16 protein-coding genes and 2 pseudogenes are annotated in these 18,015 nt (G+C 70.0%); 8 read left to right on the forward strand and 10 right to left on the reverse strand.

The features are described from left to right. From ABZU74_RS25260 to ABZU74_RS25275, 4 genes are all read right to left on the reverse strand, one after another. Nucleotides 1-289 (reverse strand): hypothetical protein (locus ABZU74_RS25260; protein ID WP_355428496.1); only part of this gene is annotated, 289 nt, incomplete at its 3' end. After that, complete coding sequence (locus tag ABZU74_RS25265) at nucleotides 279-677, reverse strand: YbaB/EbfC family DNA-binding protein (protein ID WP_355428499.1); 399 nt, start codon at nucleotides 675-677, stop codon at nucleotides 279-281. The genes ABZU74_RS25265 and ABZU74_RS25260, both read right to left, overlap by 11 nt. Nucleotides 678-835: 158 nt before the next feature. Next, nucleotides 836-1,543, reverse strand: a complete 708-nt coding sequence (locus ABZU74_RS25270; RefSeq protein ID WP_355428501.1) for an ElyC/SanA/YdcF family protein — start codon at nucleotides 1,541-1,543, stop codon at nucleotides 836-838. Between the two features lie 663 nt (nucleotides 1,544-2,206). Further along, nucleotides 2,207-3,541, reverse strand: coding sequence for a PHB depolymerase family esterase (locus ABZU74_RS25275; RefSeq protein ID WP_355428504.1), 1,335 nt, complete (start codon nucleotides 3,539-3,541; stop codon nucleotides 2,207-2,209). 424 nt (nucleotides 3,542-3,965) lie between these two features. Here ABZU74_RS25275 and ABZU74_RS25280 point away from each other — a divergent pair, with 424 nt between their 5' ends. Next, nucleotides 3,966-4,121, forward strand: a complete 156-nt coding sequence (locus ABZU74_RS25280; protein WP_355428507.1) for a hypothetical protein — start codon at nucleotides 3,966-3,968, stop codon at nucleotides 4,119-4,121. Nucleotides 4,122-4,343: 222 nt separating this feature from the next. After that, complete coding sequence (locus ABZU74_RS25285) at nucleotides 4,344-6,404, forward strand: cellulose binding domain-containing protein (RefSeq protein WP_355428509.1); 2,061 nt, start codon at nucleotides 4,344-4,346, stop codon at nucleotides 6,402-6,404. Between the two features lie 50 nt (nucleotides 6,405-6,454). Here ABZU74_RS25285 and ABZU74_RS25290 read toward each other — a convergent pair whose 3' ends face one another. From ABZU74_RS25290 to ABZU74_RS25300, 3 genes are all read right to left on the reverse strand, one after another. Next, nucleotides 6,455-8,809, reverse strand: a complete 2,355-nt coding sequence (locus ABZU74_RS25290; protein ID WP_355428512.1) for a VWD domain-containing protein — start codon at nucleotides 8,807-8,809, stop codon at nucleotides 6,455-6,457. After that, on the reverse strand, nucleotides 8,806-9,408 hold the full coding sequence (locus tag ABZU74_RS25295) for a hypothetical protein (protein ID WP_355428515.1): 603 nt from the start codon (nucleotides 9,406-9,408) through the stop codon (nucleotides 8,806-8,808). Before ABZU74_RS25295 ends, ABZU74_RS25290 begins: the two co-directional genes overlap by 4 nt. A gap of 159 nt (nucleotides 9,409-9,567) precedes the next feature. Continuing rightward, nucleotides 9,568-10,011 (reverse strand): hypothetical protein, encoded by a 444-nt coding sequence (locus tag ABZU74_RS25300; RefSeq protein ID WP_355428518.1) that lies wholly within the window; start codon nucleotides 10,009-10,011, stop codon nucleotides 9,568-9,570. A gap of 448 nt (nucleotides 10,012-10,459) precedes the next feature. Here ABZU74_RS25300 and ABZU74_RS25305 point away from each other — a divergent pair. The 3 genes and pseudogenes from ABZU74_RS25305 to ABZU74_RS25315 all read left to right on the forward strand — a co-directional run. Further along, a pseudogene (locus tag ABZU74_RS25305) lies at nucleotides 10,460-10,591 on the forward strand (Scr1 family TA system antitoxin-like transcriptional regulator); the annotation flags it as partial. A 115-nt stretch (nucleotides 10,592-10,706) separates the two neighbouring features. After that, nucleotides 10,707-11,048 (forward strand): Scr1 family TA system antitoxin-like transcriptional regulator, encoded by a 342-nt coding sequence (locus tag ABZU74_RS25310; RefSeq protein WP_355428661.1) that lies wholly within the window; start codon nucleotides 10,707-10,709, stop codon nucleotides 11,046-11,048. Continuing rightward, the gene (locus tag ABZU74_RS25315) at nucleotides 11,039-11,230 is read left to right on the forward strand and encodes a DUF397 domain-containing protein (protein ID WP_355428521.1); all 192 of its coding nucleotides are present in this window, start codon (nucleotides 11,039-11,041) and stop codon (nucleotides 11,228-11,230) included. Before ABZU74_RS25310 ends, ABZU74_RS25315 begins: the two co-directional genes overlap by 10 nt. 69 nt (nucleotides 11,231-11,299) lie before the next feature. Here ABZU74_RS25315 and ABZU74_RS25320 read toward each other — a convergent pair whose 3' ends face one another. Next, nucleotides 11,300-14,074, reverse strand: a complete 2,775-nt coding sequence (locus ABZU74_RS25320; RefSeq protein ID WP_355428524.1) for a M14 family zinc carboxypeptidase — start codon at nucleotides 14,072-14,074, stop codon at nucleotides 11,300-11,302. Nucleotides 14,075-14,275: 201 nt separating this feature from the next. Here ABZU74_RS25320 and ABZU74_RS25325 point away from each other — a divergent pair, with 201 nt between their 5' ends. Beyond that, nucleotides 14,276-14,632 carry a hypothetical protein gene (locus tag ABZU74_RS25325; RefSeq protein ID WP_355428664.1) on the forward strand — a complete coding sequence of 119 codons (357 nt, stop codon included), beginning with the start codon at nucleotides 14,276-14,278 and terminating at the stop codon, nucleotides 14,630-14,632. A 57-nt stretch (nucleotides 14,633-14,689) separates the two neighbouring features. Here the strand turns inward: ABZU74_RS25325 and ABZU74_RS25330 are convergent, their stop codons facing one another. Then, entirely contained in the window at nucleotides 14,690-16,012 is a 1,323-nt protein-coding gene (locus tag ABZU74_RS25330; protein WP_355428526.1) for a glycoside hydrolase family 18 protein, read from the reverse strand. Nucleotides 16,013-16,138: 126 nt separating this feature from the next. On the opposite strand from ABZU74_RS25330, the pseudogene ABZU74_RS25335 reads away from it, so the two are divergent. Next, nucleotides 16,139-16,486 (forward strand): annotated as a pseudogene (locus ABZU74_RS25335) (bile acid:sodium symporter family protein); the annotation flags it as partial. Nucleotides 16,487-16,561: 75 nt separating this feature from the next. On the opposite strand, the gene ABZU74_RS25340 reads toward ABZU74_RS25335, so the two are convergent. Further along, a complete protein-coding gene (locus ABZU74_RS25340; RefSeq protein ID WP_355428529.1) occupies nucleotides 16,562-16,981 on the reverse strand; it encodes a PPOX class F420-dependent oxidoreductase in 420 nt (139 codons plus the stop codon). A gap of 140 nt (nucleotides 16,982-17,121) precedes the next feature. Between ABZU74_RS25340 and ABZU74_RS25345 the strand changes: the two genes are divergently transcribed. Beyond that, complete coding sequence (locus ABZU74_RS25345; RefSeq protein WP_355428532.1) at nucleotides 17,122-18,015, forward strand: NAD(P)-dependent oxidoreductase; 894 nt, start codon at nucleotides 17,122-17,124, stop codon at nucleotides 18,013-18,015.

An 18,015-nucleotide genomic window follows, 5' to 3' on the forward strand; every position in this document is an offset into this window, starting at 1 on the left:
CCGCTTCTTCCCCATGCTCTCCATGATGATGGACATCCTCCCGGAGACCCCAGGTCCCCTGATCTCGGATGTCCGTCAAAACGGGGCAGGCCCAGTCGACCAGGGTGCGTTGCAGGCCATCGAGAAGGAGGGGCATGATCGCGCAGAGCTGCCCGTATGCGTCGGCGCTCAACTGGACGTGTTGACCGGCCTGGCGCGCGGTGTCCAGGCCGTCAGCGTTGCGCTCGATGTGAGCGGCGTGGGAGGTCAGGTCGTCTGGGTCGACCTGGAAGCCATCATCATTCGGCATCTGGCGGGCCTTCGTCCGGGCCCAGGCGGCGCTGGTAGGAGTCGATAATGGCCTGGCCGGTAGGGTCGCCGTCACCAAGGGTCTCGGTGGTCGCCTCGGTGAGCCTCTTCAGCAGATCGGCGTGGGCGGCTCTGGTGGTCGCCATGATATGACGGGCGGTCTGGGCCGAGGAGTATTGCCGGATGCATTCATCGAGCCGCAGGCCAATCAGCAAGCCGCTCGCGTTGACATTTACCTCGACCAAACGATCAGAGCTGGTGGCGGTGCCGGTGAGTGCCTGCCCCTGTGTGGACAGAGCCTTGGCGCGGGCGGCCCGATCAGCCATCGATGTTTCCCACTCATCGAGGCGGCGCCCTACGGCGTCCAACGCGGCTTCGTCCGCCCACATGCTGACTCCCGATGACATCGACGGCCACCACCGCCTAGTCATCGCCACGCTACCAATCGGTGGCGTTGCGTGTTGTCCCCGGATTGCTTCAGCCCCCTGGAGATCTCTTCGGGCCGACAATGCCAGTGTTGTCCGTCGACGAGAAGCCGCGCCTGCGTTCAGCCGACGCGCAACGCGTCGTCGACGCCCGTCTCCCGGCGGCCGAGGTGCGCCGGATCCCGACCGGAGAGCAGATCCAGCGCGGCCTTCAGGCAGGCGCCGTTCTCCCGGGACGAACTGAACCACCAGGTCTGGGCGTACCGCTTCGCGCTGTCGTCACCCACGCCGTTGGCGTCGATGCCCAGGCGCCGGCACAGCGCCACGGCGCGCGGGAGATGGAAGGTCTGGGTCACCACAGTGGCTCGCCGTACCCCGAAGATCCGCTCGGCCCGCGCACACGAGTCGTACGTGTCGAAGCCGGCGTAGTCCGGCACCACCTTGTGGGCTGGCACACCCCGCTCCACCAGCCAACTCCGCATCGCGGCGGGCTCGTTGTAATCGGCGTTCATGTTGTCGCCGGACACGAGGATCGCCCGAACCTTGCCGGCGTCGAACAGTCGCCGCGCGATCTCCAACCGGGCCGCGAGGACAGGTGAGGGCGTGCCGTCCGCGTCCACCTTGGTGCCCAGCACCAGGGCGACCGGCGCGTCCGGCACCTCGGCCTCGCCGTAGAGGTGGCCCTCCGCGGTGTCGCGGATCCAGTTCACGCTGGCCACCGTGCCCCCGGTCAGCGCCACCGCCCCCACCACGAGCGCGAGGACCGTGCCGCGGACCAACCGCCGGTGCTCCCCGTACCACCGCCTGGCCGCACCGAATCGTCCCCGCATGCGGCAAGGCTATTCCGCCCGCGCGCACGACTGTCATCGGCGTACACGCGAACCACTCCGTAGCAGGCAAAGGAAGCCTGTTGTCTATGGACAATCGCTCACTGTTAGCGCTAACGTGACGGACAGTTGTCGATACTCGAACGACCTCGGGCCGCCGTGACGGAGCTGTCGCCGTTGGCCCTGGGCGTGACGGACGACGATCGTGGCGTGGGGCGGGTGGCACGTGGCCGGCGCGAGACGGCCCGAGACCACCACCGGGCGACCCGCGCGCCACGCGGCCGAGGCATGAACGGCCACCGGGATTCCAGGGCACCGCAGCAGCCGGGACAGTCTTGCGACGACGACCGGTCTGCTCACCTGCCCAGCGCACACCGCTGAGCAGCGGCCCACACCCGGGCCGCCCTGATGACGACCGTCGGTCCCAGCCTGGCCCCCGGGTCGCGTCCCGCTGTTCGGAGTCCGGGCCCGAGCAGCGGGACGCCACCTGGCCCGAGCCACGCGCCATCATCGTCGGCCGTGGCAGCACCGCGCCGGCCACCGCTGAGCAGGGGTGGCCGCCCGATCCGACCGGTGGCCCGGCTCGGGAGCCTGTCCGAGCCGGGCCACACGTCGCACCAGCAACCGACGGGGTACGCCGAAGCGGCACCGACGTCGGTCACCGCGTCAGCTTCGGGTCCACCGCTGACTGTTCGAGCCGTTGCAGCTCGACAGGACCGCGGGGGTGCCATTGGCGGTTCCGGCGGCGTTGGGTGTCAGGCACAGCCCGGACGGCACGCCGGTGACCGTGCCATCGGTGTTGACGTTCCACTGCTGGTTGGTGCCGCCATTGCAGTCCCAGATGATCACCCGGGTGCCCGGCGAGGTCCCGGCGCCCTCGGCGTCCAGGCACTTCGTGCCGTACACCTGGAGTTGTTTCGTGGCCGTCGACGTCCACTGCTGGTTGGTGCCGCCGTTGCAGTCCCACAACGCCAGCTGGGTGCCGTTGGTCTGCGACCGGGACGGGACGTCCAGGCAACGGTTGGCGGCGGTGTTGCGCAGCGGCGCCGCCGCGCCGCCGGGCGGCGGGGTGGTCGGGCTGGTGGTGTCGAAGCCGAGGAACCGGACGGCCTGCGCGGCGTCGAACGGGATGGAGTGGCCGTACCCCTGGAAGCTGATCGCTTCCACGGGCGCCGTGCCGCCGGTGCCCCCGTACCGGGTCCGGGTGGCGCTGGCCTGCGGGGAGTCGGTGAAGCTGGGGGTCTGCGACACACCCTGCACGTTCGTCCACTGCTTGATCTGCTCGCCGAAGTTGACGTAGCTCAGCGTGGTGTCCGTGGTGCCGTGCCAGATCTGGAACCGGGGACGCTTGCCCGAGTAGCCGGGGTAGGCGTTGCGGACGAGGTCACCCCACTGCTGCGCGGTTTTGACGATCCGTCCGCCGGCGCACTCGCTGTTCCACTCCGCGCCGTTGGAGGTGGCGAAACACCCGAACGGGACCCCGGAGGAGCTGAACCCGGCATTGAACAGGTCCGGGTAGAGGCCGACCATGACGTTGGTCATCATGGCGCCGGAGGAGAAGCCACCCACGCCGATCCGGTTGGCGTCGACCGGGTAGCGGCTCCGGACGTAGTCGACCATGGACTTGAGGCCGACCGGGTCGCTGCCGCCGTCACGTCGCAGGGCCTGCGGTGACGAGACGTCCCAACACTTGCTGCTCCGGGTCACCGACGGGTAGATCACTATGAAGCCGTAGCGGTCGGCGAGGGCGCTGAGCCCGAAGCCGCTGTGCACCGCCGGACCACTGCCGGTGCAGTAGTGCAGGGCGAGGAGCAGTGCCGGCTGGGCCGCGACCCGGTCCGGCACGTACAGGTGCATCTGGAGGTTCGTCGGGTTGGTGCCGAAGTTGGTGACCTGGGTGAGCGTCGCGGCCGACGCCGGGGTGGCGGCCGTGACCACTGCCGTCATCGTCGCCAGGGCCGTCGCCAGCGCGGCGGCCAGCAGTGTGATCCTTGATCTCATCGGCGGTTCCTCTTGTCGTGAGTCGGGGACCCGGCGGCAGCATGGCGGCCCGGCGGAGGCGGTCGACGGCAGCGCCCGGGCGGTCCCGAGGCGCACGACGTCCGCCGCGCGTCACCGGCGGCTGCTGACAGATCCTGATGCGACGTTCGCCTGCCCAGGGACGTCCTGACCACCGAGGCCCACCAGCGACGGCCCTCCCGGTGAGCCATGGACGCTGATCGCCTCGCATCGACTGTGAGCGATAACATGTCGTTCGTCAAGCTGTAACGTATGACGTTTGTCGATCTCATGTCGGGCGTTGACGTCTTCCGCTCGGTGGAGAGTGGATGCCACAATGACGGCGGCGCTCAAGCGGTTACCGCTGGGCCCGGGGGAGGGCCTTCCGCAGGAAGCGGACGGTGGGCACGAACCCGGAGGCCGTCTCATGACCCATCTGCCAGACGCCACCGCCGTCTCCGGCGTGGTCGATCTGCTCGTCGGCGTGCTGCAACTGGCCGCCGCTGTCGTCACTCTGCTGGCTGCCGTCAGTGTCCGTGGGCGTCGTTCGGGGCGCCACGAGCGCGGCGAAGACGACGCCTGACGCACCTTGAGATTGTCGAACCGACAGTGCCATTGTGGTACGTCGATGAAGAGCCGCGCGTGGGGCTGACGTCCGTCCACTGGGCAGCCGGGATCCAGATGTGATCCCGGGGGACGGTGACACAAGCGATGGACCAACGAGAGTCACCCGTCCACGAGTTCGCCAGTCACCGGGTCGCACCCTGACCGGCGGGCGATTCATCTGCGCGAAGGAATCCCGCCCATGCGTAAACCGAAGACCCGCACAGCACTCCTGGCGGGCCTGCTGCTCGCCGCGAGCGCGCTCGCGGGCGTCAACCCACCAACCGCCAGCGCGGCGGCCGACCCGGTCACCGTGACCGTCAACACCCGCGCGGGTCTGGCGACCGTGCCGGACACCGCTCTCGGCGTCAACCACGCCATCTGGGACTCGAACCTCGGCACCGCCGAGACGTCGGACCTGCTCAAAGATGCCGGCGTGCAGATGATGCGCTACCCCGGCGGCTCGTACGCCGACATCTACCACTGGAAGGACCACACCGCGCCCGGCGGTTACGTCGCCCCGGGCACCGACTTCGACACCTTCATGGCGGCGGTCCGGCGCGTCGGCGCCCAACCGATGATCATCGCGAACTACGGCACCGGCACGCCCGCCGAAGCCGCCGACTGGGTGCGGTACGCCAACGTGACAAAGGGCTACGACGCGCGCTACTGGACCGTTGGCAACGAGAACTATGGCAACGGCCACTACGGGTCCGCGTGGGAGGCCGACGACCACCCGGACAAGAGCGCGACGCAGTACGCGAGGCTGGTCGTCGAGTACGCCGACGCGATGAAGGCGGTCGACCCGACCATCAAGGTGGGGGCGGTGCTGACCATGCCGGGCAACTGGCCGGACGGAATCACCGCCGGCAGCGACCCGGGCCCGTGGAACCAGACGGTGCTCTCCATCGCCGGCCCCAAGATCGACTTTGTGGACGTGCACTGGTACCCGGGCGGCACCGCCGCCGAGTCGCTGGCCCGCGTCAACCACCTCCCCGACGCCACCTACCTGCTGCGGCAGCAACTCGCCCGGTACGCCGGCCCGAACGCCGACCGCATCGGCATCAGCTTCACCGAGCTGAACGTCGACGCCGGCCGGAACACCCAACCGGCCGCGCTCTTCCTGGCCGACGTCTACAGCGGACTGTTGGAGAACGGCGTCTTCACCGTCCACTGGTGGAACGTGCACAACGGCATGGGCACCGTGACGCAAGTGGCCGGCCAGACCGACTACGGCGACTTCGGGATGCTCTCCAGCGGCGCCTGCACCGAGGACGGCTCGGTCTGCCAGCCGCCGCTGAACACACCGTTCGCGCCGTACCACGGGCTGAGCATGATGAAGCTCTTCGCGAAGACCGGCGACCAGTTCGTTCGCGCCAGCACCGACGAGCCACTGGTCACCGCCCACGCCGTCCGCCGGGGCAACGGTGACCTCGCCGTGCTGCTGGTGAACAAGGACCCGGACAACGCCCACCCGGTCACCATCGACTACGCCGGGTTCACCCCGTCGACCGTCGCGCCGACGGTCTCCACCCTCACCAACGGCGCCACCAGCATCGCCACCAGCCAGTCCGGCTCGGCGACCAGCCGGACGCTGCCGGCGTACTCGTTGACCACGCTCGTGCTGCGCCCGGCCACCGCGAGCGCCGGACGGCCGGCGGCACCGGGCCAGCCGACCGCGAGCGGCGTCACCGACCGCGCCGCGACGATCACCTGGCCGGCGGCCAACCCGGGCGGCAGCCCGATCGCCAAGTACGAGGTGCACCGGCAGCACGGCGCGGTCAGCGAGCAGCTCGGCGAGACGACGACCACCTCGTTCACTGTCGACAACCTCGTGCCGGGCAGCAGGTACACCGTCAACGTGTTGGCCCGCGACACCGCCGGACGGGTCTCCTGGGCCTCACCGCCGCTCACCTTCGCCACCGGCAGCCCCGCCGCCAGCACCTGCACCGTCCGCTTCACCACCAGCAACGACTGGGGCAACGGCTACATCGGCGGCGTCGAGATCATCAACAACGGGTCCAGCCCGATCAACGGCTGGACGCTCACCTGGACCTGGCCCACCGGCTGGCAGCAGGTGAGCAGCGGTTGGAGCGCCACCTGGGAACAGGTCGGCACCTCGGTGCGGGTCACGCCCACCACCGACAACCGGCAGATCGCCGCCGGCGGCACCGTGAGCGCCGGCTTCGTCGGCGCGTACGGAGGGCCAAACGTGCTGCCCACGGCGTTCACGCTCAACGGCACCGTCTGCGCCACCGGCTGACGCCGCAGCGACCGGCTGGCCCGTTCCCTTCGGGCCAGTCGGTCGCCCGGTCAACCGACCTGCCGGACCGTCACCGTGGCCGACCCGGTCTCGTCCGCCCACGGGTCGAGCACGAGGGAGTACGTGCCGCCAATGGGCAGCGGGCCCACCTCGAAGCGCCCGGCACCACCGATGACGCAGCCACTGCCCACCGCCTCGCCGCCCGGGCCGGTGACGGTCAGAACCGCGCACCGGTCGGGAATGCTGGCGGCGCTCACCTCGACGGTGAGGCGCTTACCGCTGTCGACGGGAAACCGCAGGCGGCTCACCACACCGGGCCTGCTGACCGACAGCGTGTTCGCCCGTCCGTCCGCGACGATGTCACGCTGCTCGTCGCTGGCGTCGCGCAGCCGCACGTCGGCCGTCCCGGTGTCGGTGGAGGCCCCGTCGACCTCCAGCACGTACCGGCCGCTGGCCGGCAGGACGAACCCGTCGACATGCCCCTGACCGCCGATCACGCAGCCGCTGGTCAGCTCTTCGCCGGCCGGATCGCGCAGGCGCAGCAGGCCACAGCGGTCGGGCAGTGTGGCGTCGGTGACCTGGAGGAAGACCTTCTGACCGGCGCGCCCGTCGAAGGCCAGGCGGCTGACCGCGCCCGGTTGGGCGAGCGTCGCCCGGACCGCGGGCCCGTCCAGCGTGAGCGTCTTCTCCTCGTCGGTCACCGCAACGACCCGTACCGTCGCCCGGCCAAGGTCGGCATCCCACGGGTCGAGCACCACCTGATGGTCCCCGGTGGCGGTCAACGTGGTCGTGTCGATGAAGCCGACACCGGAGATGACGCAGCCAGTCGCCAGTTGACGGCCCTGCGGGTCGAGCAACAGCAACACGCCGCAGCGATCCGGCACGGTGGCGGCGGGCACCTCCACGAAGATCTTCTGACCGGCCCGGCCCGGCACCTTCATCGCGGCCGTGGCGCCGGCCCGGGTCACCGCCAGGTCGACATCACCGGCAGCGGGCACGTCACGCTGAGCGCGGGCGGCGTCCTCGGCGAACACCACCTGTCCGGTGAGGCCGACGTCGAGCACACAGTCGGCGAGGATCTGCGGATCGGTGACGCCGGCCCGCCGGCAGACGAGTTCGGCGGTGGCCCGGTTGGGCAGGTCCCCGACGGTGAGCAGCCGGTCCGGGAAGCGCCGGTCGGTGAACGTGCCGGTGTTCTGGCCCGGCTCGTAGTCGAACAGCGACCGCTGGGCCTCGACGCGCCAACTGTCGGCAAAGCCGGGGTACAACGCGTCGAACGTGGGCGGCTGCGGCACCCTCTTCCCGTTGCGCACGGTCAGGTCGTCGCCGGGATCACCGTCGTGGTCGCCGAGCAGACCCTCCAGATTTCCGGCCCGGGCGGTGGGCGCGCTGACGCTCACGCTCAGCCCCCACACCCCGATCGGCTGCGCGGTCAGCCGAGCGCCGTCCGGCCACTGGACTGTCACCGTGCCGTCTCCCCAGGTGGTGACGGTGCCACCGCGCGGCAGCTTCACCCCGTCGGGCGCGGACACCGGGGCGGCGCCGTTCACCCGGACCGCCGGACCGTCGGGTGTGACGTACACGCCGACCCGGTCGCCGGCCACCCGCACCGCGACCGCCGAGTTGACGGCCACCACCGAGCTGGCCGGGAACATCGTCTGTCGTACCTGGACCTCGAAGTCGTCGGACGTCGAACGGGTCAGCACGAACTCCCCGGCGGCCTGGAAGTCGTACCGGAGACCGTCGTAGGTGAGCAGGTGCGGGTCGCCGTTGCTGTTCGCGCACCGGTAGCCCTTACCGATCACCGAGATCGAACAACCACCACCACCGGGTGGTCGGGGCTTGGGCTGGTCGCAGTCCTTGCCGTTGGACGGCAGCTTCATCCCACCGTACGACGGGCGCAGCGGCACGCCGACCGCCTTGCGGTACGCGTTCTCCGCCAACACCGCGTGCACCTCGGAGGGGTCCACGGTGCTCGCCTGTTGGCCGCCCTGCGTGCAGAACTGGCCCCGCTTGGTGTCGTTCACCTCGTCGAGGGCGTGGTTCATCTCGTGGATGAGGGTCGCGCACTGGTCCTCGGTGAAGCCGGGACCCTCGTCGTCCAGCTTCCGCCCGTCGTTCTCCGGCACCCAGTTGATCTGAACGTCGCTACCCGGGACGTGGGTTGTGATGCTGCTCTCCGAGCCGAAGTAGGGCCGACGGACCTTGATCGTCTTTCCGGAGCGTTCCAGTTCCTCCAGCACCCTGCCGTTGCCGGAGCTGCGAATCTGGCCGACACAACCCGCGTACTCCGCCTGCAGGTCGCTGTTAACGCTGATCTTGGCGGAGGCCGCCGATGGGGCGAGCAGCACCAGCACTCCCGCCAACACGAGACCGAGCCGCATTCGGCGTCCCATCTCGATCATCCGCCCCTCACCTCGAACGCGACAGTGCCCTGCTCGGCCGTCGCGGCGCAGGCATCGGCCGGCACACCGCGCAGCGGCGCGCGCAGGTAGCCCAGCACCAGCCGGTACGCCCCCGGTTGGTCGACCGGCCACCAGGTGATGCTGGCCCCACCCCGCCCGTCCGGCGCGGAGGTGGTCAGCGCCGCGCCGACCGGGCTCTGCGGGTCGCTGCCCAACGTCAGCTCCACCGACCCACGCGGCGGCACCCGCACCAGGTTCTCGGCCAGGTACGCGGTGAAATCCCGGTAGTAGGCGGCGCCGCCGACCGCGGGTGCCACCGCCGTGCCGTCACGGGTCAACGACATGACCGTCACCGCCCCGTCCGGCACGCGACTGAGGCGGCACTCGGCGTCGCGGTTGTTGACCAGCTTCAGTCGTAGGCTGATCTGCTCGCCCACCCGGTACAACGGTTGGCCGGCGCTGACGGTCAGGCCGACCGTCGCTGTGCCGCTTGTCGGCGCCGGCGACGGACGCGACCGTCTGCACCCGACAGTGGTGGCCAGCAGCAACAGGGCGAGACCGCCGGCGAGCACCGCCGTCCCTGCGCGGGTTACACCCATGGGCCGCGAGCCTCCTCCGGGTGCCGACGGTCGGCACAGATCCCGGCCAGCCTGCGCCGACGGGTGCCGGGAGCGCTGTCGTGATCCGGCCCGGTGGATGTCCGTTAGCCGACCCGAGGGCGGGCACTGCCACATCCGGTGCCCGCCCTCCGGCTACCGTCAGCCGTCTACGCTGCGGAAGATCCTGGTAGCGCAGGGGTAGCCCAGGTAGTCCTCAGGACCGTCCGCCGTGCAGATGTCCATCCGGACCACGTCGTTCGCGTAGACTTGAGCCGGATCCCAGATGACCGACGACCCGGATCCGCCACCGTTGTAGCGGGTGTCGATCAGGACGTCATTGACGTAGACGCGACCCAGGACTCCGTCGCCATTGGCGCACGTGTCCGTCACGATGAAGTAGTCGTCGTTCATGCCGCCGCCGGGTGCGCCTTCGCCGTAGTCGACGAATTGGATGCGACCAGCCTGGCACGATGCGTTGCCGTCCCAGAGCGTCATGTCGGTGTTGTCGTTGTGGGCGGCGAAGGCTGGTGAACCTGTGGCAACGAGGGCGGCGGTTACCGCGAACGCCATCGACAGCTTGAGCCCAAGACGCTGGACCTTCATGCGTGACCTCCATGACCGGGTGGTATCGGCTTGACGAATCTTTCTCAGCGTATTGACGATGCTGAAAGGATTTCCACCGCTGCGGTCTGTTCCGCACAAGACGCCGATGTCCGCTCTGGTCAGCGGCGTGTTCGGTCTTGTCCCGAACGGACACCCCGGCCGGCCCACCACCGTCGGCGCCGGACAACTTCCGCCGTTGAACCCCGCATCACCACCAGATCTTGGACAGTTTCCGTTACGGCGTAACGGAAACTGTCCAAGATCTGCACGGGCCCCGGCACGATCGCGGCCGCCGCGTTTCGGGTCCCCACCAGCCGCGCCGTTGGTGACACTCCGCTGTGGATGCCACTACGCTCAGGCAATGGTTCGCGGGTTCCAGTCGAGCGAAGCGTTCCACACCGGCCAACGGCGTGACCGGGCATTCAAGAACGGCGGGCTGTTCGAGCGCATGGTGGGCAAGCTCGGTGCCCCGTCGTGGTTCCTGCCGTGGTTGGACGCGGAGCGCACAGCAACGCAGCTCAGGTGCTTTCAGCCGAGCCTCGTCCCGGGTCTGCTCCAGACGGAGAGCTACGGCCGCGCCGTCATCCGCTGCAACGACACGCTGAGCGACGACGAGGTCGAGAAGCGTCTCGCCCACCGGGCTCGACCGGCAAACGACCCTCACCAAGGCGACAGCCCCGCACTTCATCGCCGTCATCGCCGAGGCGGTGCTCCGCCGGGCCCGGGCGGACTTCCGCGACGTCATGGCGGGTCAGATCAAGCAGTTGACCACCCTCGCGGAGCGGCCGAACATCAGCGTCCACCTGTTGCCGGACGAGGTCAGCATGCACGTCGGCCTGACCGGGCCATTCAGCCTGGCGCGGCTGCCCGACCACAAGTGGGTGGCCGAGATGGAGAACCAACTTGGTGGCGTCGTCATCGACCGTGACGACGATGTGGATACCCTCATGTCGAGGTGGGAAATGGTTCGCAGCGAGGCGCTGCCCCGCCGGCAGTCACTGGATCTGATGGAAGAAGTGGTGACCTCATGGACCTGATCGGCGCTACGTGGCGCAAACCCACCCGCAGCGGCTCCGGCGGCGGCAACTGTGTCGAGGTCGCGGACAACCTGCCCGGCATCGTGGGCGTGCGTGACTCGAAGGACCCCGAAGGGCCGGCGCTGGCCTTCGGGCCGGTGGCCTGGCGGGCTTTCGTCACCGAGGTCGCCAGGCGGTCGTAACCGGACCCCGAACGCGCCGAAGCGCCCGCCCCCTGTCGAGGGGGCGGGCGCTTCGCTGTGTGGGGTTGGTCAGCCGACCACGGACCGCAGCGGCACCTTGGCGGCGTTCAGCGCGCGTACCAGATCACGCGCGAACGGGTGTTCGTCCACCTGGAGCCCCTGCGGGTTCGGGATCACGACGTACGCCGAGTCGTTCTTCGCGGACGCCCGCGCGTCGGCGGTGAAGCGTTCGACGATCGCCCGGGTGCGGGGTAGGTCGCCGGCCGCCACCTGGATGGTGATCGGCCGCCACCCGCCGCCCAGGTCCGGCGTCACCGGCGCGGCGGCGGCGCTGGCGCGCGCCGCGTCGGTGCCCGGCGTGCGTCGGGCGCCCGGCGGGTTCGCCGGGTAGAGCAGCGCGTTGGCGACCAGGTGCAGACCATTTTCGTTGTACGCGCGGAAGAGCGGATTGAACGCGAACAGCACCGCCCGACCGGCGCCGGTCGGCTCGTCGACGACGGCAGCCGTGCCCTTCAGCGTGTCCGCCCCGACTGTGTAACCGTTGGCCCAGAAGGTGTCACCAGTCGGGTACGTGAGCACGTTCGTCCCGGTGGTGCTCGGGGTGAGGATCGGGTCGCTGTTGTTGAACTCGAAGTCCTCGGCCGGGCGACCCAGCGCCACCGGGCTGTCCTGGTCGACGTCGACGCGCAGGTGCGAGCCGATCACCAGGTAGTCCGCCGGCTTGGTCTTCTCGGTGGTCGAGGTGAGCCCGGCGGCCCGGGCCACCCGGGTGCCCTCGTTGCGCAGCCCGAGGTAGGTGTGGCCCTGGCCAATCCAGTCGCGCAGGTTGGCCTGCCCGGCGGCGGTCAGACCGCCGGTGGCGCTGCTGCCGTCCGGCACCAGCAGCACGGTACGCCCGGTGAACGCCTCGGTGTTGTCGTTGATGTCGGCAGTGGTGACCGGCTTCAGGTCGAGGCCCCACCGCTTGCCGAGCACGTAGCGGGCCTCGCCGTGCGAGCCGGAGGTGGTGGAGATGCCGGTGCCCTGGAACAACCCCACGTCGGGCAGGTCGAGGCGGGTGCCGGCGGGTCGACCGCCCGGGGTGAGGGTGACCCCGAGGGATTCGGCCAGCCCGTCGACCGTCCGGCTCAGCTTGGCCGCCGGGATGGCGACAGTGCTGGTGGTGAGGTCGCGGACCAGGGGGACGCCACGGCCGAGCAGGGTGAAGGTGAGCTCCGCTGCGGCGGCCGAGTCCAACGGGTACGTGTACGACCCCCAGGGCCACGCCGCTCCGCTGCGTCCGCCGGAGACCGTGCGGACCAGCTCGGCCCTCGGCCGGACGGTGTCTCCGGTGTAGATGGTGTTGATGCCCATCAGCAGCGGGTTGCTCCAGGACGACACGTCGTAGAAGTACGGGAACGGGACGTAGGGGTCCTCGCCCATGATGGCCTGGATCCAGTGCTTCTGCGGCTGGTCCATCGGGATCCAGTACGCGCCCTTGGGCACTGTCACGTTCGTGGCGCTGCGCCCGCCGAAGACCCGCGCGGTGGGCACCCGGGTCGGCTTCTGCACCTCGTACACCTCGACGTCCATCCGGCGCAGCCGCTCGACGAGTTGGCGGACGTCGGCAAGCTGCCGGTCGGGCAGCAGGAAGTACGAGCGGATGGTGAGGTCCGGCACCGGGAACTGGACCTCGTTCGTGGGCTGCACCACCTCGTTCGGCTCGAGCGTGCCCGCCCGGCCCTGGGCGAGCGCGTCGGTCCAGATGTCGAAGTAGCCGTCCAGCACCTCACGCTTGTGCGCGGCGGCCCAGCCGAGCGTCGACCACTGGGTGTGGAACTGCTGCTGGACCCGATCGGCCACCGCCGACGCGCTGCCCTTCTCGTACGTCATGCCGGCCGCGCCGAAGCCGGTGGTCGGCACCGTGTCGCCGTAGCCCATGAAGAACATGTCGTAGGTGTCGTAGTTGAAGTAGCACTCGGTGGTGACGGTCTCGTCGCAGGCCCCGTTGAAGCCGAAGCCGGCCTTGTTGGCCTCGCCGATCCGGTTGATCCAGTCCACCGCCTCACCGGCAATCTCGTGGTGGATCGGGTCGGCGTTGGGCGGGAAGAAGTACTGCCGCCCACCCATCTCGTGCGCGTCGATGAACACCTGCGGCGGGTAGCGGCGCAGCAGTTCGAGTTTGCCGTCGGTCTCCTGCTGGGTGCGGGCGAACCAGTCCCGGTTCAGGTCGAAGCCGAACTCGTTCTGCCGCCGGGTGGCGTCGCGGCCGTCCGGGTTCTGGGTGGGGACGATGATGGTGACCAAGCTGTCGTTGCGCTCGGCGACCGCGCAGGACAGGCCGGCCGCCAACTCGTACAGCGTCTTGAGGGCCGCGTCGGCGCCGCTCTTCTCGCCGCCGTGCACGTTCGCGGTGACCCAGACGATGGCCGGGCTGTCCTTCGCCGTCCGGGCGGCCGTCCGCGCGCTGGTCCGGCGCGGGTCGCGCAGGTCACGGACGTCGTCGGCGATCTGGCGTAGCGCGGCGGGCCGCACGTGGCGTTCGTTGGACACCACCGCGTAGGGCAGCGGCTGGCCGAGCACACTTGTGGTCGCCACGCCGGTGACGACCCGGCTGGAGGCGCGGTCGACGGCCCCGAGGTAGGTGCGGATCTCGTCGTTGGTGACGACCCGCTCCTGGCCCGCGCCGAGCGGGAAGCCGAGCACGTTCTCCGGGGTGGGCACCGTGCTCAACCGCGCCGTCGGGTCGTCGCTGCACCGGGAGGGCGGCGCGGCGCTCGCGGCCGGTGTGCCGCCGAGTAGGGGAACCATGCCGAGCAGGAGCGCGATCGTGGCGGCACTCGCCAGCCGCCTGGCGGGGACCATCCGGATCGGACGTTTCGATGGGGCCATGGGTCGTGTTTCCCTTCTCGGGCACAGCCTCGCAGTGGCCGGAGCCTATGAACCGTCGATACGGCGGTCAAGGGTTGATCGATATTGCTGACTACTCGGCGTGCCGGCGCCGATGCTGACTGGCAGGATGGGGCGTGGCCCTGTCGTCGTCTGGGAGGAGGAGACGTGCCGGAGATGATCACGCTCTCGGTCCATCCGGATCTTCCGTCCGCCGATGCTCGGCGGTCGCTGGCGTCCTGGCTGCGCGCTGAGGAGCGGCTGCGGGCGGGGGTGACCACGGCGCCCGCTGACGGGCTGTCGACGGAACGCCCGGACGTCCTGCGGGTGGCGGCCAGCGACCCGGGCACCGCCATGGTGCTGGTGCAGGCGGTCGCCGGCTGGCTGACCCACCGCCGCGAGGATGTCACGGTGACGCTCAGCCGGCCCGACGGATGGTCGGCCGAGGTGGACGTCCACCGGGCTCGGGACATGGATCAGGTGACCGCGCTCATCGAGGCCGCGGTGCGCGCGGTGACACCCCCGCAGAGCTAGCCGGCCCGCCGCCAGCCGAGGAATCGGCCGGCGGCGGGCCGGATGGATCGGGTACGCCTACCAGGTTGTCAGGCCGAGGCCGATCGTCTTGGTCAGGGTGGCGTTGTCGTCGTCACCGTCGAGCGACCAGATCATGGCGCCGGCCAGGCCGGCCCGTCGGATGTAGAGCGTCTTCTGCAACACGACGGCCGGGTCGTCGTACGTCCACAACGTCGTACCGTCGAACAACCAGGCGTGCCCGGCGCGCAGGTCGCGGTGCACGGTGTAGCCGTTACCGGCAAGCGTCTTGAGCTTCTTGTAGTCCTCGTACCCAGCCTCGAAGGTGGCTGGCGCTGGCCCGGTGGCCGGCTGGAACAGGCCGTTGCCGCCGCCGGTGATGCCGGTCCAGCCGCGACCGTAGAAGGGGATGCCGAGCACGAGCTTGTCGCGCGGCGCGCCACGGGCGATCCACCCGTCGATGGCCACCTCGACGGAGAAGTCCGGGTTGTCCGGGGCGCCCGCCGGGACGCGGAGCGCCGACTGCTGGTTGGCCCGCGCGTCCCAGCCGCCGTGGAAGTCGTACCCCTGCACGGTGGCGAAGTCCAGGTACTTGAAGATCTTGCGACCCTCGTAGCCGGCGTCCATGGTGGCCGGGCTGGCCGGCAGGAACGCGGTCAGCGGGTGGTGCGCGCGGGTCGTGCGCCCGTACGCGTCGAGCTGCCGGCGGAACTCGGCGAGCAGTTTGGTGAAGTTCTCCCGGTCCTCCGGGCGGATCACGTTGCCCGGCTCACCGTCCCAGTTGGGCCACTCCCAGTCGAGGTCGATCCCGTCGAAGACGCCGGCGCCGGCAGCGGGAGCGCCGGGCAGGTTCCCCTTGAGGTAGAGGTCGATGCAGGAGGTGACGAACGCCTTGCGGGAGGCGTCGGTGCGGGCCGCGTTCGAGAAGTACGTCGACCAGCTCCAGCCGCCCAGCGAGATCAGCACCTTCAGGTTGGGGTGCTTGGCCTTGAGCTTGGCGAGCTGGCCGAAGTTGCCGTTGAGCGCCTGACCCGGGGCGTCCGCGACACCGTCGACGCTCTCCTCGGCCGGGACGGGGCGCTGGTAGTCGGCCCAGGCGTCGCCCTCACCCGGCCCGCCGTCCACATAGCAGCGGCCGTCTTCGCTGACGTTGCCGAAGGCGTAGTTGAGGTGGGTGAGGCGGCTCGCCGCCCCGGAGGTTTCGAGTTTCTTGACCGGGAAGGCCCGGCCGTAGATGCCCCACTGGGTGAAGTAGCCGACCCGGTGGTAGCCGGTGCGGTCTGGTTTGCCGCCCGCGTTCGCGGCGGTCGGTGGGGCGGCGGTGGCCAGCAGGGTCGCCAGGGCGACGACGGCGGTGAGACGGCGGTGGCGGAATGGTCGCATCGGCACACTCCCACGAGACATCAAGCAGAATTAGTAAAGAGACTTATCTGATTGATGAAGTTAAGCCGGTCACCGTCCGGGGTCAAGAGCCGCCACACTGCCGATCCTGGTCAACCTGTCGGCTTCGCGGTGATCGCCGGCGCGGTGCTCGGCGAGCGGGAGAACATCGCCGACTAACTCGTCTCGGTCGGCCTGGCCGTGCTCGCCTTCAACCTGGTCAGCCTCGCCATCGGGTACGGGGCGCCGCGCCTCGCCGGAGTCGACCGGAGCGCCGCGACGGCCGCCGGCTTCGAGATCGGCATCCACAACAGCACTCTGGCCATCACGATCGCGCTCAGCCCGGCGCTGCTCGAGAGCACCCAGATGGCGATCCCGGGGGCCGTCTACGGCATCGTCATGTTCTTCACCGCGGCGGCCTTCGGCCTACTGGTGACCCGCGTCGGCGCCCGGACCGCCACCGCTCTGACGCCCTGACAGCTGGTGCGCTGACGGCCGACGCCCTGGTGCCCTGACGACTGTCGTCAAGGGCGCCAGGGCGGGCGGCGACTGTCAGCCGACCTGGTTGTTGTCCTTCTGCGCTCCCCAACCGTGCCAGCGGTCGATCTCGATCAGGGCGCTGACCCGGGCGCGCTCCCGCCGTGGGTACGCGTTGCCCGTGTAGTGCTCCGACAGCCGGTCGATGTCCGCCAGGCCCTCGTCGGGCCGCAGCTCGGCGACGTGCCCGATGATGCTGACGTGGGTGTACCAGCCGGCCTCGTCGAGCACTGTGAGCGACACCCGCGGGTCGTTGCGGACGTGCTCCAGCCGGCGGCGGCTCTCGTCCATGTTCACCAGGATCCGGCCGTCCTCCCACAGGTACCAGGTGGCGGCGGAGACCGGCTGGCCACCGTTGCGAAGGGTGGTCATGACGGCGGGGTTCGGCTTCTGGAGCATGGCGACCGCGGCCTCGGGAAGCGGTGGCTTGGACATGAAGTCTCCTCGTCGCGACAACGTCTACCCCTGCACGTTACGCACCTGCCCGCCCGATCGCGCTGCGATCGCGATCGCGGCGCGGCGGGCCGAGCCCACCCGGCCGCCGGGCCGACGCCGCCTGCGGCGAAGATGTGGTCATGAGCGAATCCACACTGCCCAGGCGTGTCGTCGTCACCGGTGCCACCGGCAAGCTCGGCCGTGCCGTGGTCGCCCACCTGCGCGCCGTGGGCGTCGACGTGCTGGCCGTGGACCGCGCCGGTGGCCGCGACCCGCGCGACGTGAACGGCGAGTTCCTGCTTGTCGACCTGACCGACTACGGGCAGGTGGTGGAGGCGTTCACCGGGGGCGCCGACGAGCACGCGGGCGGCGTCGACGCGGTCGTGCACCTCGCGGCGGTCCCGGCCCCCGGGCTGATGTCGAACGCGACCACCTTCGCGAACAATTCCGCGGCCACGTACAACGTGTTCGCCGCGGCCCGGGCGGCCGGAATCAAGCGGGTCGTGTGGGCGTCGAGCGAGACGGTGCTCGGGCTGCCGTTCGACACCCCGCCGCCGTACGCGCCTGTCGACGAGGAGTACGCGCCACGGCCCGAGTCGACGTACTCGCTGAACAAGGCCCTGGAGGAGGAGATGGCCCGGCACTTCTGCCGGTGGGATTCGGAGCTGGTCATGGTGGGTCTGCGCTTCTCCAACGTGATGGACGTCGAGGACTACGCGCCGTTCCCCTCGTTCGACGCCGACCCGCGGCTGCGCCGGTGGAACCTGTGGGGCTACATCGACGCTCGGGACGGAGCCCAGGCGGTCGAGCGGGCGCTCGCACACGACCAGCCCGGTGCCGACGTCTTCGTCATCGCCAACGCCGACACTGTGATGACCAGGTCCAGCGCCAGCCTGATGGCCGAGGTCTACCCGGGCGTCGAGATCCGTAAGGAGCTGGGTGAGCACGAGACGCTGCTCAGCATCGACAAGGCCCGCCGGGTGCTGGGGTACGAGCCGCAGCACTCCTGGCGGGACCACGTCGACGTGCTGTAG

It is taken from the genome of Micromonospora sp. NPDC005171, from assembly GCF_040608575.1.
Taxonomy (GTDB): domain Bacteria; phylum Actinomycetota; class Actinomycetes; order Mycobacteriales; family Micromonosporaceae; genus Micromonospora.